Source organism: Fluoribacter gormanii (genome assembly GCF_900156395.1).
Classification (GTDB): domain Bacteria; phylum Pseudomonadota; class Gammaproteobacteria; order Legionellales; family Legionellaceae; genus Legionella; species Legionella gormanii.
Genome location: NZ_FTNL01000030.1, coordinates 17,351 through 33,150 on the forward strand (window position 1 = coordinate 17,351; position 15,800 = coordinate 33,150).

The window sequence follows — 15,800 nt, forward strand, 5'->3', positions numbered from 1 at the left end:
AGTCAATTCTTTAGAAATAACAGCACTCGTGTATTGAAGACGACAGTTAATTCTCTTTAAACCAGTTAAAAAGGACAAAGAACACATTAAATGATTATTGGTCAAACAATTCCTAATTTCGAAATATTTACTTTCCAAATTACTATATTCTCAAAAAAAACAATATGAGTAAAATATGGGCTCATGGATTTGAATTTTATCTATTATATGGGAAATAGAACAAAAACAATAAGTGTTCTGACTCGATTTGATTTTAAAATAGAGAATTATTATGTATCAACCATATGAATATGTTGTACCTTCCTTTGATCAAACAAAAGACAACAAATACAAAAAATTTGTTCGGGAAATAACAGGAAATCCAAAAAATGGGGCGCCGCGCCCTTTTGACGAAAAATTAAATGCTTTTTATTCTAGAGCGGAGGCTAGAAGTTCAGTGGCAGTTGGCACTCTTCCTGATTTGTTAAAAACAAATTTTATTGTAGGGGAAAATCACTGTGATCGTGCTCCTAAGAGTTTTTTAATTCAAAATATGCACAAATTGAAAGAGGCAGGTTATACCACCTTATTCTTGGAACATTTATATTACGATGACCAGGAAGAGCTCGACGATTATGATCCTGATTCTTCATGGAACGCAAAGAAAAAGCAGAAGATGGAAACTCGGATTTCTCGTTTAGACCACGACTTTAAAGACCTTATTACTCATGAGCTGTATTGCCCATGCAAAAAATGTAGTTATCCAATAAAGAATAATTATTTAGAGTTGGTAAAGGCAGCCAAACGCTGTGGTATACGGGTGGTAGGAATTGATACAGAATATACCTATTCCGAACAATATGACAGTGAACATATGGAGTACGTTGGTGGTCCAACAGCAATAACTCAGGACACATTTCGCCTCAGAAGCATGAATTATACTGCCAGCAAAATTATAGAAAAAGAAACAAAAGATCATCCTGGAAAATGGTTTGCTTTAATTGGGTACGATCACTGCTCCTCATCGGAAGATGTAATAGATGTACCACAGCTAACAGGAGCAACAACAGTACTTGTGAGCTCTCAAGAAAAACTGAAAAAAGTAAAAGTAGGATTTAATGGGGTTGTGTCCATTCAAGAAAAAATATCATGGGGTGGGGCAGAGATGCGAACCGTAAATATTCCCTATGCTGTTCGAATTGAGGCTCCTGTTAATCAATCCATACCTGTTATTGAAGGAACAACGCAGATTGAGGATCTCCAAACCCAATCAAAATTTAATCAAGGAAAGAGCAAAAGAGAAGAACAGAAAGAACGATTCATCAAAGAACTTCCCATGCGTTGTGAAAGTCAAATTAAGCGCTTTAATTCCCTTCCTAAAATATTTAACAATCCCCATGCTATGGAAAAAAGGAGAATTCTGGAAACAGCACAAGAAATATTGGATAAAGATGAATTAACTATTAACGATAGACTCAGTGCATTTCGTGACGTTATTAATAAAAACAGGGCTATTTTAACGAGACCTCATAGCACTATCCCCAAAGATATTATGAAAGGGCTGCTGGTTTTTGTTGCGTCTACCCTTTTGGTGATTCCTGGCATTTTGCTTGGCATACGTTTTTTTAGTCCCCATAGATCAACTACTACAGAAGAACAAATAATAAAACCATTAGATGAATTGATGCCATAAGCAGAATATAAGTATTATTTTGAGATTTTAATTTTTTTTCCATCCTTTGGGAGCTTTCATGTTTAACAAGCAAGACATATCTTTATCAAACAGTTCCCAATCCAATCAGAACAACACAATAACTAAACAAGAATTGGATAAAATTTTAAATAACTATCATTGGTATAACCCTTTAAGCTGGGATGACGGTCTAATCGGTTTATTGCGAGAATTCATGTCCGAATTTGACTCCAGGCACTTGAGCAATGATGCATTAATCCACGTGGATGATTTTTTTAAATTTTTAGAGGAGCGGGGTGAAAAGGAAGCATTTCAATACGAGTTATCAAAATCTAAACCAAGCAGTCAAGCGTTCTTCAATCACTGGATGAATGGAGCGGTACGGAAATTGCCAATTGAAGGATGGCAACAGGTGTTTCAATTCCTGACAAAACATGAATTAACCCAGGTTTGCAAAACCAGTCGAGATTTATATTTTTTTTCTGACCGTGAGCATTTAATAAAAAAATTACCCTGGCATTTACGTGATTACACTCAAGAACCCAAACTCAGCAATTTACACCTACAGGCTGATTTAATAGACATCCATCCGAGTGGCTTAGTGGCTTGCTCGGTCCAACGTAATATGAATAACTTTGACCACTATAACATCTGGATTATTGACAGTAATACTGGAAAACGGTTTGCCCCCTTAGATCCGAAATTTAAAGGTTCTACTATCCTGTTTTTACAGTGGGACAGAGACGATATGCTAAAAGTTATATCCAATATAGGTGAGTGTGTACAGTTTAAACCCAGTTCCCTTGGTTTTGAGATGGAGCAACTCGATCCAGTTGATGTGAAAACAGTGTTGCCGGTAAAAAGTCTCACAGCGAAGAATAAGCAATTGGATAAGACTCATACAGTCGAGTTAACTTATTACGAAGCAAAGCATCTCCCCGAAACGTTCACTCTTTTAAGAACGCACATCAAAATAACAAACTCGGAAACCGGGGACATCCAATATGTCCCAATAGCCGGTATGAACACCAGAGGTTCTGTCTGGCATTGTGTCGATGTTGCGCCGTTACCAAATGGCAATGTTCTTTACATTCTCGACCGAGTTAATACTTTGGCTTCCTCGTTGCATATAGCTCAATTTCCTTTTCTGAAGTATGAGTTGATCAATGACTGCGAAACGGCTCCATCTTCTAAATTCAGTTAGCGAACATCCCAAAGTTTCCAGTCATTATATGTTGGGCTTTGCCCCAAAAACCCCATATAAAAATTATAGAAAAATCCGATGTGCTCTAGCATGAACCCTATGTTTGTCGAGCCAAGGCCCAACGATTGGGAACCAACTAAAATTTCTTTGAAAATCGATTATATTAAGTATCTCATCAACCTTACATCGAATAATTTAATGGTCTATATTTAAACAAAGCGCTTCGTTTTGTGGAGAAAATATGCAAGATAAATTGGAGCCACAAGGGTATATTGATGAATTAAGAAAGGGTAATTATATAGCTGCAGCCATGGGGTTAGGGCAAGAATTACATGATAGATATCAGAAATTCAGTACTGAACCGCTAGATGGTGACGTTATGATTCCTTTAATGACGACTTTACTCGCAGAAACAAACATTGCCATTGAAGACATGCCAATGATTCAGCACGGAATCCTATCTACAGGTATGGGGGAGCAGGCGGGGTATATGACTCATGTTTTGTCTGCGACTCTGAAGCTATTAAGTCATGAAGCGTGGTTAAAAGAGCAAGAAGGTAATCAAGAAAAATCACCACAAGATATTCGCAAAATGGTAAGAAATGAAGTTACTGAATTACTTGAAACTAACGATAATAAAGTTAATAAAATCAAGAAGATCGAGGAAATAGCCGATGGAAAAGAGAAGAAAGAAACGGAAGCTTTGATTGCAAAAGAAATGACTTACCAGAAGACATTTGCGTATGCTGTTGAGCATTTAATAAAAGAAAATAATGCACTAATACGTGAAACGGGAAACCTACTCATTAAGCGTCTTAATGAGGTAGAGGCTGAAATAGAAAAATTAGAGGGGGAGAAAGGAAGTTTGGACGCCACATCGATTAGTCTCAGAATACAATTGAAAAAGCTAAATGCTGATAGAGACAAGCTTGATAAAAAACAATTTATTATCCAGGAAAATGAACTACATGAAAAAATTACATTATTAGAACAATTGGAAAAATCCAGGTTCCTTAAACTTAATTTAGAGGATGATCTTGCGCGTTTGATTACTCAACCGAAAGAGTTTAATGCAAGTAAAGCTTTATCATGGATTTCAAATGAAAAAACTTTACAAGAAGCCCGGCAAAAAGTCGAATCCTATTTAGGCTTTTTAAATAGTAACCCTATTGATGAATCAGAGAATAATTTAGATTTGTTAAAAGCTTACGATGCCCGTAAATATGCTGCTGCAATGATGCTTACCGCTATAAAAACGGCTAGTTTAAGATCCCCCGAAGCAACGCTAACTTTATTAAACGATAATGCAAAAATTATTGAGGAAAACCTTCCTGGCAAAGAAGGGGGAGACTTAGTTGGTTGGTTCTCTGATGGAGATTCAAAAGAAGATTTACAAGAGGTACAGCAAAAAATCGCATCGTATTTAACCTTTTTAGATCAGAACGTTGTCGAAAATCCTGATGAAAACCCAAAGTTGTTAAAAGCCTATGAAGCTCGTAAAGATGCTGCGGAAACCATGCTTATGGTTGTCAAAACGGCTAGTTTAAGGTCCCCCGAAGCAACGCTAACTTTATTAAAAGATAATGCAAAAACTATTGAAAAAAACCTCCCTGGTCCATGGGAGTTAGGTATTATTGCATGGATAATAGATCGTTTCATTAATAAATCTGAGATGAGAAAAACAACCGATGACACATTAATGTCAACTAAAGCTCAGATAAAAACTCTGGGAACTAAAAATAGCTTTATGCAAAGCAAAAAAATGCTTGAGGAAATAAAAGGTAATGGCGAAGAACATAAGGGCCCTGGTTCAACAATTCCTTAGAAAAATCTCATAGAACCATTCGCAAGTAATCTTGGATGATTTTTTGTTTTTTCGGGCCACGTGATTGAGAAGTGATGAACTATTCCTTACTTGTGCTCAAATGTTACCATAGAATACGTTTCAGCTGTGTAGTATGGCTCTTGATCCACTTTGTATTCTTTGGCCAACTCTGCTGCTGTTTTATGATCAATGCATTGTATTCCAAGTTTTTGGCATAAAAGAACAATCTCGCTGGGCTCAAAAAATGTTTTGAAAGGAGATTTTTTACTGGCAAACTCATCTAAAGTTTTTTCTAAACATTTTTCTTTTGCGGATGAGTCTAATTGCTGTGCCCCTGTTTGCATCAGAGCATGCATGTAGTCGAAGGTAATGATTAAATTGCTAAACTTACTTGATAAATCACGTAAAATTCTTATTACTTCCTCTTTTTCGAGATAGAATGTATTTCCCTCCCATAAAATTAAAGTTGGCTTTGTGAAATCAATATCATTGTTTGTTAATTCTGCAATTAAATCGCCCTTAACGTAGTCCAGGCCAATATAAGTGGCATTTTTGTTAATATTCTGTTCGGAATAAATCTGTTCCTTACATTTTAAAATATGCGGCTGATCAATTTCAAAAAAACGTGCACTAAATTGCTGAGTATATTTCATTTTACGCACCGGCAGGGTATCAAAGCCGCTACCTAAAATGACGATCTGCTTTACTTCTTTGTTTTTGACCGCATCTGACACGGTGCGTCTAAAAAAACGGGTTCTAGTCGCTAAAGGCAACCACATTCTTTTATCTAGCCTTTGTTCCGCTTCTTCTTTGACTTGCTCATTAACAAAATTCTGCATCAGCGGATCTTTGAATAAATCGTTCTCTCTTGTACCTTGCTTTTGTGTTAATGTCGGCCAATTTTCTTTAGATTTAGCCTCTTTTTTCCAATAGTTCGCTAATAAGGAGGTGGTCGCAACATTATTGTCTTTTAAAATTTTTTCACGCATAAAAGCAAGTTCTCTTATTTTAATAGTTCATCTACAATTTGCCTCACGCCTGAATAATAAGCGGCATGATCGGCGTCTAAATATACAATATTATCGGTAACTTCTCTACTCATACGCAGCTGATCACTTAGGAGTAAGGCCTTATCGTACCGGCAAACTAAAGAGCGTTTCGAAATACGGGTAAATTGTTTACCAATATTGACTGATTCGGTAAATGGTCGTAAGGGTTGAGGTTGTAATCGAGCCATCGCTTTTTGAGCATCCTCCGGGCTACAACAGTTAAAAAAGATATTGGCTAAATTCGGTGAACATTGAAGGCGAATTTGTTGCAATGTTTCATCAATGATTAAAAAAGGAGTTAGGTTATTTGATTCCGATTCTTGTGCTAATGAAAACAGAGATTTCTGGTCTTTTGGAACATAGGCGGCAATAAAAACTAGTTCGCGAATCGCATCGGGAATAACCTCCGCCGCCTCTGCGATAACTAAACCTGCCATGCTATGACCAACTAATGTAACCTGTTCGGGTTGTTGCTTAATTAATTCAACAACACTCTGCACGTAGTCATTAAAACATATTGAGCTGCTTATTTGATTTTTTAGGCCATGACCAGGTAAATTGGGCATAAGTACTTTATGTCCTTTCAAGAAAAGCTCTTTTGCAATAGGCCTCCAACACCAAGAGGCATGCCACGCACCGTGAATTAAGATAAATGTTTGAGAACTATGCATTAGAACTCCTCAGAGGCATCAGGCGATTAATAATAAATTAATGTTAAAGTGATATAATTAAATTGTAGCGATAGATCTCCTAGGTTATAAATCACATTTTATCGCTACATTAAACGTCCCCATTTGCCAACCAATTCCGAACATTGTTTTGATTGACTCCATTTACGGCCACAATTTTTTTATTACACAATTCATTTGTAACATTTTACAAGCTAACTGTATAATTTGCGCCTAATTTGTTATTTATAAAAGTTTATAAGCTATGTTAGATGGGTTTCAACAACAAGAATTAGAGAAAATTAAAAATGATCCTATGCTTATCAAGGATGCTCCTGAAGCGCTAAAGGCCAATGAAGAATTTATGCTTGAGGTAATACGATTAAGTGCTTTCGCAATGGCTCATGCCGCTCCAGAGCTACAAAATAAAAAAAGTTTCGTATTAGCCGCTATTGCACTCAATGCTAGAGCTTATATCTATACGTTACATAAATGGAGAGACAATGAACGTGTTACCCGTTGTGCAGTAAGAAAAGATCCCGTTTTTCTTTTTGCTGCTTCTGAGCGATTAAAGGCCGATGAGGATTTTAAAATCAATGCACTGAAAATCAACAGCTGGTACCCATGGATAAGATTCAATAAATTTATAAAAAATAATTTTTTTGAAGGGCTGGGCGATACTTTTGCAATAATGTACGGAAATTACGGGATTTTAGAAAAAATGGATGGAAAAGAGTTCGATCCTAATATTTTAAAATATGGATTCATTGATATTACCCTCATCCCGCAATTATCTAACTTTCTCATTAATTACGGAGCTCCTACGAAGCCATGCGATGGCAATCCGTTCAGATATGCCGTAGATAATGAAAGAAGAAATGATGCAACTATTCTTAGAAACATATCCCTTGCTATAGGATTTGGTTTGCAATTTTTAAGATTCGCAATGGCCGCTGCAGCAACTATACTGGTTATTCCTATTGTTGCTTTGGTACATATACTGAAATCTCCTTATACTTATTATTACCAACGCAGTTTACTTCAGCTTGAGGGAGTAATTTACGATGCTAAAAACAATAATCCTGTCTCCCAAAAGACGACTTTAGCCGCGTTTATTTCAAGGACTAAATCCAATTTAAATGATTTATGTGGTTATAAATCTGTTGATATCACTTCTTATTCTTATGAAAATTCAGAAGTGGAAACATACGGTTCAACCTATAGCTCTAATCCACAGTTGTTTTTTAAACCGTCAAATAGTAAGAAGCCTTCGCAGGTTCGAGCTAAAGAAATAGCGACTGCACTTGAAATAGATGAAAAATATGACCCTAATAACTCAAGATCAATTGCTATAGGTCGATCATTTTACTAATCAATATAACGCAAGGTTGGGTCGTTTTACCCGAGGTATCGTTACCGTTTTGTGCCATTTTTCGAGTTATTAATAGGCAAAATGTTTATATATCGCGTCATTCCCGCGCAGGCGGGAATGACATTAATTATAAAAAAATGGTAACTCCCCACGTCATCCCGAACCCGAGCGCAGCGAGGGTGAGGGATCTCCTGTCAGGTGGAACAATTTTTAAAGAATCGATTGATACAAATCATTCCACTCTGGGTTCAATGCATTAATCAAATCATGCTTCTTTTTTCGTGACCAACCCTTTCTAGTTCCGCAATCCTAGCCAATAGTGTGCTGATGATTTGTTCGTAGTATTTCATGCAGCTATTTGATCACAACCACATAATTTTTGAAATGTTTTTTTACATGACTGTATCCGAGATACACCGCAGGAAATCCCTCACCCTCGCTGCGCTCGGGTTCGGGATGACGTGGGGAGTTACGAAAAATGATTAAAAACTCTTGTGGTTAAAAAAGATGACGATACTTCATATCATTTTGACCTAACAAAACATCTCTCAAACAAAACAATTGCCCAAGTTGAGTCAATTCTCAGGCAATCAGGTACAAGGAAAAGCTGCTTTTGATTAATTTTTTATACATCATGTTACTAAAAAAACATTTTATTTTTAAATACCTATGCTATTTTAGATGCCCCAAACATCACCTCATTTAGAAAAGGATATCTACCTCGTTATACAAAGCGCTTGGCTGTGGAAAAAATTGATATTGGGATTCATATGTCTCCTGGAAATTTTTGCTAAAAAACTGGTTATTTTATTATTTTGACTAACACTATCATTGAATGAGAATACTTATGCCCAAATGTGCCGAAAAAGAAAATGGAGCAAATACTGTGGATGCCACTCTTTTGCCAACTGTTCCAACGCATCATCCTGTAAATCAATCAAACGAAATGGTACCTCCGAAAACATCTGGCGAACCTTCTGAACTTGATAGCAAGCAGACTTTAACTACTATCTCTGTCGAAAAGGAGACTCCCTCTTTAAAGTCACCACTCACTGCGAAAAGAGAACTTCGATACACAAAATCCCTCAAAGTAAATGATATGCACTTATTTCTTAATAATGAAATGCCTTTCGGCTCGTTATACACTCACCATGCCCAAAAAACTCTTTTTAATTTCACTGCGAATAACAAGAACAAATCAAAAAAAACTGTTCTGGAAAATGGATCTCGACTTGATCAAGCACGTGAACTGGTTTTCAATGGTGCTGTTGGAGAAACTGTCGATTTGAATATCAACACCAACTGGGAAGAAAATACCAAAGAAATCCAGCAAATTACCAGTCAATGGCGACAAATACAGCAAGATAAATTGCTCGAAAACGTGTTAAAACTTATTGAGGCCTTACTGGAACACCCGGAGCAAACCTTTCGCTTGATTGGCCCTCTAGAAAAATGTTCTGTGCAACTTCCTGATAATGTCACGAGATTTATTAACTTTTTTAATCTATTAGAGGAGATCCGTTTCGCTACCCAAGATTGCACACTTGAAACAAAAACTAAGGCTTGGTTTGCAATGAATTTAGACGGTTCCTCCTTAAATGACCATTTATCCATCGCAGAAATACGATACTTTCCCGATATGATGTCCAGTTTAGTCGAAAAATTCCTCACTGCATTAGTGATTGAAGAGAGGCTAAATAAGGAAGCATTAACAGCAAAATTTAATGAGATATGGCCACAATTTTCTCCCAATAGTGCTAAGGAGCTCCACCATATTACAGAAATTGTCCTGGAAGCCGCCAAAGAGCGGTTTATACAGCAAGTCAAAGAGGATCTAATCGCCATGAGAAATGGCATGGATCGCATTGATTTTTCAAAATTTCAGCAGATTAAATATCTTACCATTGAAGGTTCCCTGCAGAAGTCAGGCAATACTGTTGTACCTAAAGACAAATTGCAAGATGAAAAATTTTTGAACGTCCTTCGCATGCTAAAAGCTATAGAATTTCCTAACTTAGAAGGAATAGTCATCGAAGATTTTAGTGTCTTTCAAAATAAATCGAAACTTGCTCAATTATTTTTATTAATCGAAAAAAATCAGCAAACTTTGCAGAAAATAACGATACTTAAAGGCTGTGCTAGCGATGAAATAGTTAGTTTTCGTAACAGGCTAGAAGCTTTTTCAAACATCACTTTGAATGTTGGGGGGCATCCTACTCCATCACCTCAACCAGAAAAAATGAACTTTAAGTTCTTCAAACGACCAACATCTCGGCATGATGAACGCGACACCAATTTTTTCGGTACGAGGTACAGCCCGCCACATAATTAGAGTGTTGTATGAAGTGCCGGTAATGCAGGCACTTCATATATAATACTGCAATCGAGAAGAGGCATGGCTGTTGAACGTCATTGTTAGACCGGATTTAGGAGGGCAGAGAATCTCAGTTAAGTTGCAAGTTTGAGTCTTCTTGCTTTTCTGGCATTTGAAAATCTTTTTGCTCCGGAAGGCTCTTTTTGGCGAATAAATAAAATTGAGTAGATTGGGGCATAATGACCCAATCTATTTGTTGGTGCGTTGTAAGGGATAAGAGCTAACGGTTTTACATTGTATTCACAAGTGGTTGTGATGTTGGGGCATCATAATCATAAAGACCTCTTTCTTTTAAAGCGGTAGATGCTCCCCGTGTTAACATTACCATAGCAGATATTGGTAATAAGATTAGGTCCATTATTACCTGACAAAAATCTTGAACTAAATAGTTTGTTGCATCAAAAGCCCATGAGGATATGGAATCAGAATCTGCTGCCTTGCCAATGTTTTCTACCCCTACTAATATTGCAACCACTCCTAACACGATCGTCGGTATAGTTACAATGAGCATGGGCTCAAATATAATCAATCCGAGAAAGGCTGCAGACATAAATGTATGACGAGCACAATAAATATACTCTGTAGGCGACTCATAAGGCTTAAAAAACATTTGTCCCCATGTAAAAGGACGTTGTGGAACTAGAGTATCTGAGAATAGATGATTCTTAATCGCTTTTTGTGAACCAGTCAGATACCCTATAGAAATTTTATCGAACACTTTTTTTTCCTCATTATTTCAACATGGGGGGCGTTTTACATTATTTTTAAAATCTTATCAAGAATTGTAGCTAGAGGTGGTGGAAGAATAACTCCCACCTTTTGCGGCGTCTTTTTTGCACCTACATTTTCAACACATCCGGATTTTTTACTTCCTCATGTTCAGGTCTTTTTTTAGGAGTTTGAAATATACTGTTTCTCAGTTGACTCAAAGTAAGTGTGGTCGCTAATTCTGTTTTAGAGCTGTCTAAGGTAGTTAAAATTTTAACGGCTTGAATCCGTGTAAATTCTTTAAACAATTGAGTATTAATAAAGATCATAGCTCTTTTTTCAAGGAGAGGATATTCTTTCTTGAATTCGATTGCACCACGGAGCATTAAGGTTAGTGTTTCTCTTTTATAAATACGAAAATAAATGTTTTTAATTGTATTGTGGCTTTCATGGATCTGGACACATGCATTATTAAAATCAACGATAGCTTTGGCGATTTTATTATTTTTTCTAAGTCTTTTATATTGTTTTTTTGTGGCTACAATACTTTGTTCTGCGAGTATTTTCAAAGCATGGGTATAATTACTTTGTTCATTATCTAGGTTTTTTTTATGAGGAGCTTTTTGATGTTGATTTCCTGGATGAAGTAATAGGTGTCGAAGATGTTTTTCCAGTGTATGCAAAGTGGGTCTATGTTCTGGCTTGGGGGCTAAACATAATTGAATAAGACGATTGATATCCGCTGATGGCTCTAATATAGATTGCATCATCGAACCCAGAGCGTAAACATCCATGCTTTTTTGGGCCGATATTGGCGTTTGCGACCAACATTCTGGTGCAATTTGCGTATATTTCTTTTTTTTTGATATCAGCTCTTCTTTCGTCTTTACAACAAAAATATTGGGATCGAGTAGCATATCTTTCTTTACAGAAATACCTCCATCAAGTAAGTAACTTTTGCCCGAGCTCATGTCATAATGGATATTATCCGCTTTTAGATCCAGAACAATATATCCCTTATTATGACAATCTTTTAATGCTTCAATTGCAGAAATAAAAAGTTTGATTTGTTGTCTTTTGTTCGTTAAATGCAGCTTCTCATAGGGTACGCCAACAATATAGGGAAGAACCAGGCGATAAGTATCCTCTCGTTCTATTAATTCAATACTTTGTTTCGGGTAAAGCGTTTTGAAAAATTTATATTTATTATAAACTTCGATAAAATCAATATCGTCCTTATCTTTAGGCTTTAGTACGGCAAGTGATCGATGACCATCAGCAGATTGAAATTTCCGAGCTTTGGCGTATGTTCCTGAGCCAATGTTTTTTTCTGGATAATAAAGTGTTTCTCCTTCACTTTCGTAACACGATTCCTCAAAGTTATCATCATCATGAAATTTATAGTTTTTTGGCATAATCCTTGCCCTCTCATCCCTGAATTCCCTAAATCAATTTTGCTTAGTTTATAGGGTAAAGTCCATTATTCTTAAAATTAAAGCGTTAATGAGCTATGAACCTCTGGACCTTCACTGCCTTTTGGGGATTTATAATGATTAAATAATGTAGCTCTATTTCCACTAAGCACATGGATTTTCTTCACAACACTCTCTAAAGAAGATGAACCAATATCTTTTGTCATCGAGAAACATCCTCCTGCATAATGCATGACAGAATCATCACTACTGACTTTTGGAGGAATACCGGCATGCACTTCATTTCCAGGAAATGATAAAGAATCTCCGCAAATATGTGTTGCTAAATGTTTTTCGGGTTGTACGGCTAAGGGAGCTCCAACGCAGGTGTTAATCTCAATGGTCCTTCCATGCACATTGATCGTTTTAGTTTGGCTTACATGGCCGACTAATAGAGCATACTCGCGATCCTCTGTATTACTGAACGTATCAAGTGCGGAGGGAAAATTCATAAGATTAATTTTTTTGATTTTAGGCAAATGAAGTTCAGTCAGTGTTTCTTCCAGGGCTGCATAAAAAGAGCGTTCCATTGGATATAATATCTCCTGAATTGCAAATGCACCCAAACTCATTCCTTTAACCGTAAGTGTTCCTTCTTCGCCTAAACTGAGATCGGCAAGAAGAAATAATTGACGGAGATTATGCTTTAAACGGTTTTTATAAGCATCAATATAAAAAATACCTTTGCCAAATACAGGGCTATGAAAAGTTATTGTATTAGAGTGCGAAGTATTTAAACCTGACAATGCATTGTCTTCACCATAAATAGAAGAAAGAATCGAATTAAATCCGGGCTGTTGAACTGCCATTGCCTGGCGCTTTGCAAAATGGATTGCCTCACCTTCCGAATTTTCGAAACGGACGCAAGCTAATACATCATATTGTAAACTGAGACAATTCCGGAACTCGGGGGCTGCAAGATAACTGATTGATACCGGATAGGGATGGGCGTTATTCCATTCATCAAATAGATTCCCTCTTTGTAAATTTATGCTATGAAGAATGGGGGAGAATTCTGCTCGCCTTCCATCTGAAAGAGGTAAAAAATAGGCCTGTGGTACAATCAAAGGGCTTACAGCCGCTTCTTCAAGGGATAAATACTCTTTATAGATTAAATCATCTTCAGAAGAGCCAATTGCTTCTAATAATGTTCTAGAGGATTTGTATTTATCTTTTCTTTGTTGGTATGCTTTAGCGAATTCCTCATTATGCTCACGCGGCATAATGAGTCGACCATCAGAGTAAGCTGCTTTAAATTTTTTGCTTACTAATCGCGTCAAAAATCCAAGATAGTCCATTTCTTTATACAAATTACCAAGAGGCGTGTTTTCCTTTTGCTTTGCTGAAAAAAATTGTTCTAAGAGTTGATTGTGATTTTCAAGGACAAAAAATCTGTTTGAGTCATGTAGTTGCTGAATTAAATCTAATTCATCTTCTTCAATGCTCATGGCACTGAGTTGAGTCTTTGTTAAGGAGCCTTGCATTACTGGTGCTAAGGGATGTTGGAGTGGTGAAAAGGGAAAAAATTTTTGTATTGTTTGGGGAATACCTTTTATCATCCTAAGATTTATCCCCATTTTCGCTCTTAACGATAACGCAGTATTAAATTTAGCGCGCATAAACTCTATCCTTGTTGTGTATGAAGTTCGGTTGTTATTTTAACACAGTGGAAATATTTTTATTAAGTAAAAAAAAAGCCCTGAGCGAGAGTCAAGGCTTTAAGTAAAGAATGCAGTAATTAAACCACCATCGTCATTGTTTGAGTTTCTTCTTCTTCTTCAACACATTGTTTTAAGCCATTTTGGCAAATTAAATCTTTATTTTTCCTAATGGCACATTCAGTTAGGTAATTCAAAGCACAAGGAACACTACCACTTTTTACCTGATCTAATGTTAGGGAGGGATCTTTTTCGAATAATGGAGCAAGACAGATTATTGCTTCTATATCCGAGAGATTTATTGTGAGTACACCACCACTTCTTGCTGGCACTTCAATAGTAAAACCATCTTTATGAGCAGAAATACACGTATACCTTTGAGGGGCCACGGCACTTGCTACATTCATCCATAGATCTCGTTCATAAAGTGGTAAATTCACTAAAGCAGCTTGTTTTTTCAAAATACTTTTATAATGCTCATACAATTCAGCTGCTTTCAAATGTTTTATTTCTATGGGATCAGTACTTAGGCTGAAGTAAGTAGCAAAATCATCAAAAGCAATTACTTTATCAATTTCTAATTGCTGATATATTTTCATCTTTTCTGCTGAGCTAATGTTTCGTTCAAATGTTGTTTGCCCAATAATATCGAATCGTTTTGCTTGAGTTAAATCATCAAGGTCCACAATACCCGGTGTCTTTTGGTTGATAATGACACATTGATTAATGGGGAAAATAAGATGAGGCACGATTGTTTCGCATTGGTATGAAAACATAGAAGTACCACACTCTTCTCCCTCCAAGTTAGTTGCATCATATTCCACATCCCAGGCTTGTAAGTTGTAGGCCTTGTATGCTGCGCCGATTAATGCAATGCCTGGAAAATTTGATTTTTTTGCTGCATCAAGCCCAAAACCCATCGCAACACTTGGACAATAGGTAAATGAATGGGCTATTTTTGTGTTTCCCTTAGTGAGAGAGTATCCATTTACATGCGAGCCCATAAGCTCTGTTCTCTCTGAAGGGCTTAAATCTTCAGTACAGGTAAGTCCTTTAGCTTTTAAAAAACGGGCAAGTCCAGGTCTCATTGCACTTATCCCTAATCCAGGGCGGTCCAAGCTACCAAGACAATGTTCCACTGATAGCCCTCTATATATAATTTTCTCGGTTGCTTCAAACAACTTAATACCATGTCTTAACTTAAAATTATGTAACGCCGAAACGTTGTGAGGCTCATAAGCAGCACCCCTGATTCGAACACTATTTCGAACAGAGCTACAGGTAAAGAATTTACAAAACTCCCAGGCTTTCTCTCTCATCTTAAAAACCTCTTCAGCATAAATTTACAATTTGAATATCCAAGTTACGTCAAAAAAAATACATAAATTAGATATTTTATACATATAGTTTACATGGTGAACATTAAGAGAAAATTAAAGCGAGAATTATTTTTTATTTGGCGCATTGCCTCAAATTACCTGTTGCCGAAGCCGAAGCCAGATAAGCATATAAATTGCATCGTTGCCTCAATATCACTGTTGCCGAAGGAGGGAGAATGGCATGGGAGAATTGAGGATGGATTTATATTTAAAAACACAACGTTGGCGTTATCGCTGTGGTAATCGTGCTGTAAAAAAACGTATGTTGGATGAGTTTTGCGAAACCCATGGTTATCATCGTAAAGCTGCAGCTAGGTTATTAAGGCAGTTACCCATCGCTGATAAAAAACCTAAAAAACCAGGCAAAAAGAAAATTTATGACCCTAGTATATTATTGGAGCCGCTTAAAAAGATTTGGC

General features: G+C 36.7%; 11 protein-coding genes and 1 pseudogene. 6 read left to right on the top strand and 6 right to left on the bottom strand.

Annotated elements, in window-relative coordinates; all coding sequences use genetic code 11:
• Positions 1-271: 271 nt before the first annotated feature.
• The 3 genes from BW930_RS15150 to BW930_RS15160 all read left to right on the top strand — a co-directional run bounded on the left by BW930_RS15150 (position 272) and on the right by BW930_RS15160 (position 4,701).
• Entirely contained in the window at positions 272-1,672 is a 1,401-nt protein-coding gene (locus BW930_RS15150) for a membrane-targeted effector domain-containing toxin (RefSeq protein ID WP_058468086.1), read from the top strand.
• 58 nt (positions 1,673-1,730) lie between these two features.
• Positions 1,731-2,876 (top strand): hypothetical protein, encoded by a 1,146-nt coding sequence (locus BW930_RS15155; protein WP_058468087.1) that lies wholly within the window; start codon positions 1,731-1,733, stop codon positions 2,874-2,876.
• A gap of 241 nt (positions 2,877-3,117) precedes the next feature.
• Entirely contained in the window at positions 3,118-4,701 is a 1,584-nt protein-coding gene (locus BW930_RS15160; protein WP_058468088.1) for a hypothetical protein, read from the top strand.
• An 86-nt stretch (positions 4,702-4,787) separates the two neighbouring features.
• Here the strand turns inward: BW930_RS15160 and BW930_RS15165 are convergent, their stop codons facing one another.
• Both BW930_RS15165 and BW930_RS15170 read right to left on the bottom strand, forming a co-directional pair.
• Positions 4,788-5,690, bottom strand: a complete 903-nt coding sequence (locus tag BW930_RS15165) for a class I SAM-dependent methyltransferase (RefSeq protein ID WP_058468089.1) — start codon at positions 5,688-5,690, stop codon at positions 4,788-4,790.
• Positions 5,691-5,704: 14 nt separating this feature from the next.
• Positions 5,705-6,421: an alpha/beta hydrolase gene (locus BW930_RS15170; protein WP_058468090.1), complete on the bottom strand. Its 717-nt coding sequence runs from the start codon at positions 6,419-6,421 to the stop codon at positions 5,705-5,707.
• A 262-nt stretch (positions 6,422-6,683) separates the two neighbouring features.
• On the opposite strand from BW930_RS15170, the gene BW930_RS15175 reads away from it, so the two are divergent.
• The gene (locus BW930_RS15175) at positions 6,684-7,790 is read left to right on the top strand and encodes a DUF4116 domain-containing protein (RefSeq protein ID WP_058468091.1); all 1,107 of its coding nucleotides are present in this window, start codon (positions 6,684-6,686) and stop codon (positions 7,788-7,790) included.
• Between the two features lie 847 nt (positions 7,791-8,637).
• Entirely contained in the window at positions 8,638-10,122 is a 1,485-nt protein-coding gene (locus BW930_RS15180) for a hypothetical protein (RefSeq protein ID WP_058468092.1), read from the top strand.
• Positions 10,123-10,393: 271 nt separating this feature from the next.
• Here BW930_RS15180 and BW930_RS15185 read toward each other — a convergent pair whose 3' ends face one another.
• The 4 genes from BW930_RS15185 to BW930_RS15200 all read right to left on the bottom strand — a co-directional run bounded on the left by BW930_RS15185 (position 10,394) and on the right by BW930_RS15200 (position 15,321).
• Entirely contained in the window at positions 10,394-10,882 is a 489-nt protein-coding gene (locus BW930_RS15185; RefSeq protein ID WP_058468093.1) for a hypothetical protein, read from the bottom strand.
• A 121-nt stretch (positions 10,883-11,003) separates the two neighbouring features.
• On the bottom strand, positions 11,004-12,287 hold the full coding sequence (locus BW930_RS15190; RefSeq protein WP_058468094.1) for a protein kinase domain-containing protein: 1,284 nt from the start codon (positions 12,285-12,287) through the stop codon (positions 11,004-11,006).
• 77 nt (positions 12,288-12,364) lie between these two features.
• Positions 12,365-13,963: a hypothetical protein gene (locus BW930_RS15195; RefSeq protein ID WP_058468095.1), complete on the bottom strand. Its 1,599-nt coding sequence runs from the start codon at positions 13,961-13,963 to the stop codon at positions 12,365-12,367.
• A gap of 119 nt (positions 13,964-14,082) precedes the next feature.
• Positions 14,083-15,321 (bottom strand): hypothetical protein, encoded by a 1,239-nt coding sequence (locus BW930_RS15200; protein ID WP_058468096.1) that lies wholly within the window; start codon positions 15,319-15,321, stop codon positions 14,083-14,085.
• Positions 15,322-15,562: 241 nt separating this feature from the next.
• Here BW930_RS15200 and BW930_RS15205 point away from each other — a divergent pair.
• Positions 15,563-15,800 (top strand): annotated as a pseudogene (locus BW930_RS15205) (integrase); the annotation flags it as partial.

Coding starts and splice junctions, on each gene's coding strand:
- BW930_RS15150 (WP_058468086.1), top strand. CDS start 272: ATGTATCAACCATATGAATATGTTGTACCTTCCTTTGATCAAACAAAA.
- BW930_RS15155 (WP_058468087.1), top strand. CDS start 1,731: ATGTTTAACAAGCAAGACATATCTTTATCAAACAGTTCCCAATCCAAT.
- BW930_RS15160 (WP_058468088.1), top strand. CDS start 3,118: ATGCAAGATAAATTGGAGCCACAAGGGTATATTGATGAATTAAGAAAG.
- BW930_RS15165 (WP_058468089.1), bottom strand. CDS start 5,690: ATGCGTGAAAAAATTTTAAAAGACAATAATGTTGCGACCACCTCCTTA.
- BW930_RS15170 (WP_058468090.1), bottom strand. CDS start 6,421: ATGCATAGTTCTCAAACATTTATCTTAATTCACGGTGCGTGGCATGCC.
- BW930_RS15175 (WP_058468091.1), top strand. CDS start 6,684: ATGTTAGATGGGTTTCAACAACAAGAATTAGAGAAAATTAAAAATGAT.
- BW930_RS15180 (WP_058468092.1), top strand. CDS start 8,638: ATGCCCAAATGTGCCGAAAAAGAAAATGGAGCAAATACTGTGGATGCC.
- BW930_RS15190 (WP_058468094.1), bottom strand. CDS start 12,287: ATGCCAAAAAACTATAAATTTCATGATGATGATAACTTTGAGGAATCG.
- BW930_RS15195 (WP_058468095.1), bottom strand. CDS start 13,963: ATGCGCGCTAAATTTAATACTGCGTTATCGTTAAGAGCGAAAATGGGG.
- BW930_RS15200 (WP_058468096.1), bottom strand. CDS start 15,321: ATGAGAGAGAAAGCCTGGGAGTTTTGTAAATTCTTTACCTGTAGCTCT.